5 protein-coding genes are annotated in these 4,789 nt (G+C 70.7%); 1 reads left to right on the forward strand and 4 read right to left on the reverse strand.

The genetic code is table 11. From position 1 onward, the window contains the following. Window positions 1–159: 159 nt before the first annotated feature. The 3 genes from VHS75_RS00865 to VHS75_RS00875 all read right to left on the reverse strand — a co-directional run bounded on the left by VHS75_RS00865 (window position 160) and on the right by VHS75_RS00875 (window position 3,195). The gene (locus VHS75_RS00865; RefSeq protein WP_414694236.1) at window positions 160–1,266 is read right to left on the reverse strand and encodes a DUF4167 domain-containing protein; all 1,107 of its coding nucleotides are present in this window, start codon (window positions 1,264–1,266) and stop codon (window positions 160–162) included. A gap of 259 nt (window positions 1,267–1,525) precedes the next feature. Then, a complete protein-coding gene (gene prmC, locus VHS75_RS00870) occupies window positions 1,526–2,407 on the reverse strand; it encodes a peptide chain release factor N(5)-glutamine methyltransferase (RefSeq protein WP_329636712.1) in 882 nt (293 codons plus the stop codon). Further along, complete coding sequence (locus VHS75_RS00875; RefSeq protein WP_329636713.1) at window positions 2,404–3,195, reverse strand: MOSC domain-containing protein; 792 nt, start codon at window positions 3,193–3,195, stop codon at window positions 2,404–2,406. Before VHS75_RS00875 ends, prmC begins: the two co-directional genes overlap by 4 nt. Window positions 3,196–3,313: 118 nt before the next feature. Between VHS75_RS00875 and VHS75_RS00880 the strand changes: the two genes are divergently transcribed. Beyond that, window positions 3,314–4,444, forward strand: a complete 1,131-nt coding sequence (locus VHS75_RS00880) for a glycosyltransferase family 9 protein (RefSeq protein WP_329636714.1) — start codon at window positions 3,314–3,316, stop codon at window positions 4,442–4,444. On the opposite strand, the gene VHS75_RS00885 is transcribed toward VHS75_RS00880, so the two are convergent. Further along, a partial coding sequence (locus VHS75_RS00885; RefSeq protein ID WP_329636715.1) for a peptide chain release factor-like protein occupies window positions 4,441–4,789 on the reverse strand: 349 nt, incomplete at its 5' end. The genes VHS75_RS00880 and VHS75_RS00885 overlap by 4 nt on opposite strands.

The following is a 4,789-nucleotide window of genomic DNA, read 5'->3' on the forward strand; positions in this document are numbered from 1 at the left end:
CGAGTTCCGGCCTGCTAGGCGGAAAATGCTCAATCGTTTCAAGACAACCTGCCCAGCACGGACTCTCAGTGTACGGACTTGTTGGTCTCCGATAAGCCACTGAAAGCACTCATTCTATTTAGATGTGTGAATCCGGTAGCCATGAAGGGGAGGGGAGCCTTAGGCGTCGTCACCCTCGGAGGCCGTCGTGATTTCGGCGCGCGGGGCGCGGCGGCGGCGGGGCTTGGGAGCCTCGTCACCATCGGCGGCGGCTATGGGCGCGGCTCGAGGGGCCGGCGCCTGCAAGAAGGCCGGCGCGTGGCTTTCGCCGCCGTCGGAGTCGCGAAGCACGCGGGTGCGGCGTTGCGGTGCGGGCTCGACGGCCGGAGCCGGGGCTGTCAGGGGCGCCTGGGCCTGGGGCTCGACGACGGCCAGCGGGTCACGTTCCGGGCGGTCATCGCGATTTCGGTCATAGCGCGGGCGATCGTCGCGATTGCCGCGATCCTCGCGCGGACGCTCGTCGCGTGGGCGATCGTCACGGGGCCGGTCGTCTCTCGGCCGGTCGTCGCGGGGCCGGTCGGCGTCATAGCGCGGCCGGTCGTCGCGTTGTTGACCATCCCGGGACAGGCCGTCTCTCGGGCGGTCATCGCGCTGCTGGCCGTCGCGGGGGCGGTCGTCGCGCCACGGGCGGTCGCGGCGGCCCTGACCCTGGCCTTGACCGCCATCGTTGCGGTCGCGGTTTTCGTAGCGCGGCCGGTCGTCGCGCTGCTGGCCGTCACGTTGACCATCCCGGGGCCGATCGTCCCTGGGGCGGTCGTCGCGGGGCCGTTGGTCGCCGCCGCCGGCGCCGTTCTGGCCGCCATTGGCGCCACCTTCACGGGCCTGCCAGCTTTCCGCGGTGTCGCCGGCCTCGGCGGAGGCCGCGTCGGCGGCTTCGGACTGGGCCTGGGCGCTCTCGTCCTCGAAATCGATGTCGAAGCCGGACGAGAAATGGTCGCGGCCGAGGATTTCGCTGGCCGGACGGGTGGGCTGCATGGCCCGCAGGAGCCGGAAATAGTGCTCGGCGTGCTGCAGGTAATTTTCGCCAAGCACCCGGTCGCCGGCCGCCGAGGCGTCGCGGGCGAGCTGCTGGTACTTCTCGAAGACATGCTGGGCGTTGCCGCGGACCTTCGAGCCCTCGGGGCCGTTGGAATCGAACGCCCGGTTGGCGTTCTGCGCCTGGGGCTTGCCGCCGCCGCCGCCGCCACTCCCGCCGCCGCCGCGATTGCGGCCGCGTTGACGCTTCATACCCTTGAAATCTCTCATTATTCGTTGACCGTCTTGGTTTCCTGTGGGCGACCCTTGCCAGGTCGGCCTGCGCTTGTCTTCAGCGGGATCGGGCGCTCTCAGCCCGGTGTCGATTTTGCTGACGCTAGATGTTCCCCGTCTTCCGCCCGGAAGCCTGAAGCGAGAGGCCTTGGAAGCCGTCGCGCCCTGTCGGGACTGGCGTGCGCCCTTTTGCGGGACGCCTCTACCGGATGCCGACAATTTGGGTGGAGACAGTTCCCTAAGTAGCGAGTCGGGCTTTAAGTTCCAAGGGCTTTTTCGCACCTGCGACGACGCGGTCCCGGTCGCCGAGATCGCGGAGGGTGTGGACGTCGGCCGCGCCGGCCTCGCGGAACAGCGTCTCGACGGCGTCCTTCTGGTCGTAACCGATCTCCACGGCGAAGCGGCCGCCAGGTTTCAGCACCCGCAGGATCTCCGGCGCCAGGACCCGATAGTGCATCAGGCCGTCCGGTCCGCCTTCGAGGGCCAGGCGGGGTTCGTGGTCCTTCACCTCCGGCTCCAGGGTCTCGATGACGTCGCTGGCGATATAGGGCGGGTTGGAGACCACCAGGTCGAAGGTCGCGTCGCCGAGGCCCGTGGTCCAGTCGCTGCGCAGCAGGGCCACGCGGCCCGCGAGGCCCAGGCTGGCGGCGTTGTCGCGGGCCACCGCCAGGGCTTCCTCGGACACGTCGACGCCCAGGCCCCTGGCCGCCGGCCGTTCGGCCAGGATGGAAAGCAGGATGGCGCCGGAGCCGACGCCCAGGTCGAGCACCGACCAGGCGGCGTGCTCGGGGAAGTCGCGCAGCACCCATTCGACGACGGTCTCGGTGTCTGGCCGCGGCGTCAGCACGTCGGGCGTGACGTTGAGCATGATCTTCCAGAAGCCCTTGCGGCCCAGGATATGGCTGACCGGCTCGCGGTGCTCGCGGCGGGAGAGGTAGTCCTCCAGCGTCGCTTCCTGCTCCGGCGTCAGCGCGCGGTAGGGATCGCCCACGATATCGGCGCGGGTGGCGCACGCCGCGGCCTCGACCAGCAGGCGCGCGTCGATCACCGGGCCGGCGAGCCCCGCGGCCTCCAGGCGCTGCTTGGCGCCCTGCCAGGCCTGCAGCAGGTTCAGGCTCATGCGGCGGGCTCCGGCTCGGGTTCGACCGCCGGTGCGGTCACCGCATCGCCCAGGCCGACCGCGCCGGCGGCGGTGACGCGGACATAGACGCCGCAGAACAGGTGGCCGTAGTTGTCGAACAGCGCCTTGGTGACATCGAGGTCGCGCTCCGCGGTGGTCGGGTCGACGTGGGTGGCCGCACAGCGGACGATGGGCTTGAACACCTCCGCCTGCGCCCAGCCGACCAGCATCGGCTTGTCCGCCCAGCCATTCTCCGCCCAGGCCGGCCAGCCCTCGACGTAGAGGTTGGCGCGGAAGCGCAAAGGGTCGAGCTCGACGCCCATCCGCTCGCCGAGGTCGCGGACGCTGGCCAGGTTGACGATGGAGACCTGACCCAGGGGATGGTCGGTGAAGCGATGCTGGCCGGGCGCTTCGACCACACGCAGGAGACCCCGCACGTCCTCGCCCAGCAGGCCGGTCAGCCAGGCGGCGAAGGTCTCGCGCGCGGCGGGTTCGGCCAGGCGGCCGGAGAACTCGCCCCGGCCAGGCGCGGTGGCGTGGAAGACGCCAGTTTCGGGATCGTAGCGGGTGCGCGCGGCGGCGACCTTGGCGATCTGGGCCAGGACGGTGAACTTCGATTTCGGCGTGAAGGCCGGCGCCGCGGGATCGAAGCCGGAGGGGCCGTTCTCCACCGCCCAGATGCGGTCGTGTGGGAAACCCTCGCCGGGCGCGAGCGCGACCGACTGCAGGGGCTCGGGCGTGAACCCCTTCACCGGATGCCGGAAGATGCCCGCGACGTGACCGCTCATGGCCGTGTGCTTGCCGCATGCGCCGCCGCGCGACAAGCCGGACAGGCGCCATGCCGAGGATTTCCGCCCGGGGATTTCGCCTATCGGCGTTGCAGGCCGTTTGCTAGCTACCGACCCAATGGACATCGACGCCGCGTTTCAGAAGGCCTTCGCCGCCCACCGGGCCGGACGGCTGGCTGAGGCGGAGGTAGGCTATGTGGCGATCGTCGCCGTCAGTGAGCATCCTCTCTCGCTGCACAATCTGGGCGTGATCCGCGACGGCGCGGGGCGGATCGAGGAGGCCGGGGACGCCTATCGGCGGGCGGCGGGGGCGGCGGCGGACGACCCGCGCCGCCAGTTCGCGCTCGGCGTCCATCTGCGGATGGTGCGGCGTCTGGACGAGGCCGAGGCGGCCTATCGGCGGACCCTGGCCCTCGCGCCTGGATATCCCAAGGCAGCCTTCGACCTGGGTTGCGTGTTGGTGGCGCAGGGTCGGTTCGACGAGGGCTGGGCCCTCTACGAACAGCGCGCGGCCCGCGAGCGGATGCTAGCGCGCAACCTGGCCGTCCCGGAATGGCGCGGCGAGCCTTTGGCCGGCAAGCGCCTCTACATCTGGCGGGAGCAGGGGTTCGGCGACCAGATCCTCGCGGCGCGGTTCCTACCTCTGCCGGGCGCCCAGCGCGTGACCTATGCCGGCCAAGCGCCTTTGCGCCGCCTGTTCGAGCCGCTGGGCGTGGATTTCGTCGAGGCGGCCCCGGCCGGTCCCGAGCCGTCCGGCCACGACTATTGGACGCTTCCTCTGTCCTTGCCGCACCATCTGGGCGCGATGGCCGAGACCTTGCCCTCGTCGCCCTATCTGTCGGGCCGCGCCAAGCCTGGGGGCGGGCGGATCGGCGTCGTCACGCGCGGCGCGGCCGACAATCCGAACGACCGCTTCCGCGCCTTGCCGCCCGAGGCGGCAGAACGCCTGTGCGCCCTGCCCGGCGCGATCAGCCTCGATCCGGCCGATACCGGCGCCGCCGACTTCCAGGACACCGCCGACATCATCGCCGGGCTCGACCTGGTGATCAGCGTCGACACCGCCGTGGCCCACCTGGCCGGCGCCATGGGCCGGCCCGTCTGGGTGCTGCTGGCCCGCCATGCGCTCGACTGGCAATGGCCGCGGGAAGAGCCCTCGCCCTGGTATCCTTCGGCGCGGCTGTTCGTGCAGCCGCAGGCGGGAGACTGGGCCTCGGTGGTCGATCAGGTCGTGCGCGACGCCGCGCCTTAGCTGAACTCGTCCTCCAGGGCCGAGAGGCGCGCGGCCTGGTCCTCGGCGATCAGGGGGTCGATCACATCGTCCAGCGCCTCGCCCTCCATCACCTTGGGCAGGTTGTAGAGGGTCAGGTTGATGCGGTGGTCGGTGACCCGGCCTTGCGGGAAGTTGTAGGTGCGGATGCGCTCGGAACGGTCGCCGGAGCCGACCTGGGTCTTGCGGGCGTCGGAGCGGGCGGCATCCAGCGCCTCGCGCTGCTGGTCGTAGAGCTTGACCTTCAGCGCCTTCATGGCCCGCGCGCGGTTCTGGTGCTGCGACTTCTCCGAGGAGGTCACCACGATGCCGCTGGGCAGGTGGGTG

The sequence above is a fragment of the Phenylobacterium sp. genome, from assembly GCF_036264965.1.
In the GTDB taxonomy this organism is placed as follows: Bacteria; Pseudomonadota; Alphaproteobacteria; order Caulobacterales; family Caulobacteraceae; genus Phenylobacterium.

Excerpts from the sequence above, each read along its gene's own strand:
- VHS75_RS00875 (WP_329636713.1), bottom strand. The coding sequence starts at position 3,195 with ATGAGCGGTCACGTCGCGGGCATCTTCCGGCATCCGGTGAAGGGGTTC.
- VHS75_RS00865 (WP_414694236.1), bottom strand. The coding sequence starts at position 1,266 with ATGAAGCGTCAACGCGGCCGCAATCGCGGCGGCGGCGGGAGTGGCGGC.
- prmC (WP_329636712.1), bottom strand. The coding sequence starts at position 2,407 with ATGAGCCTGAACCTGCTGCAGGCCTGGCAGGGCGCCAAGCAGCGCCTG.
- VHS75_RS00880 (WP_329636714.1), top strand. The coding sequence starts at position 3,314 with ATGGACATCGACGCCGCGTTTCAGAAGGCCTTCGCCGCCCACCGGGCC.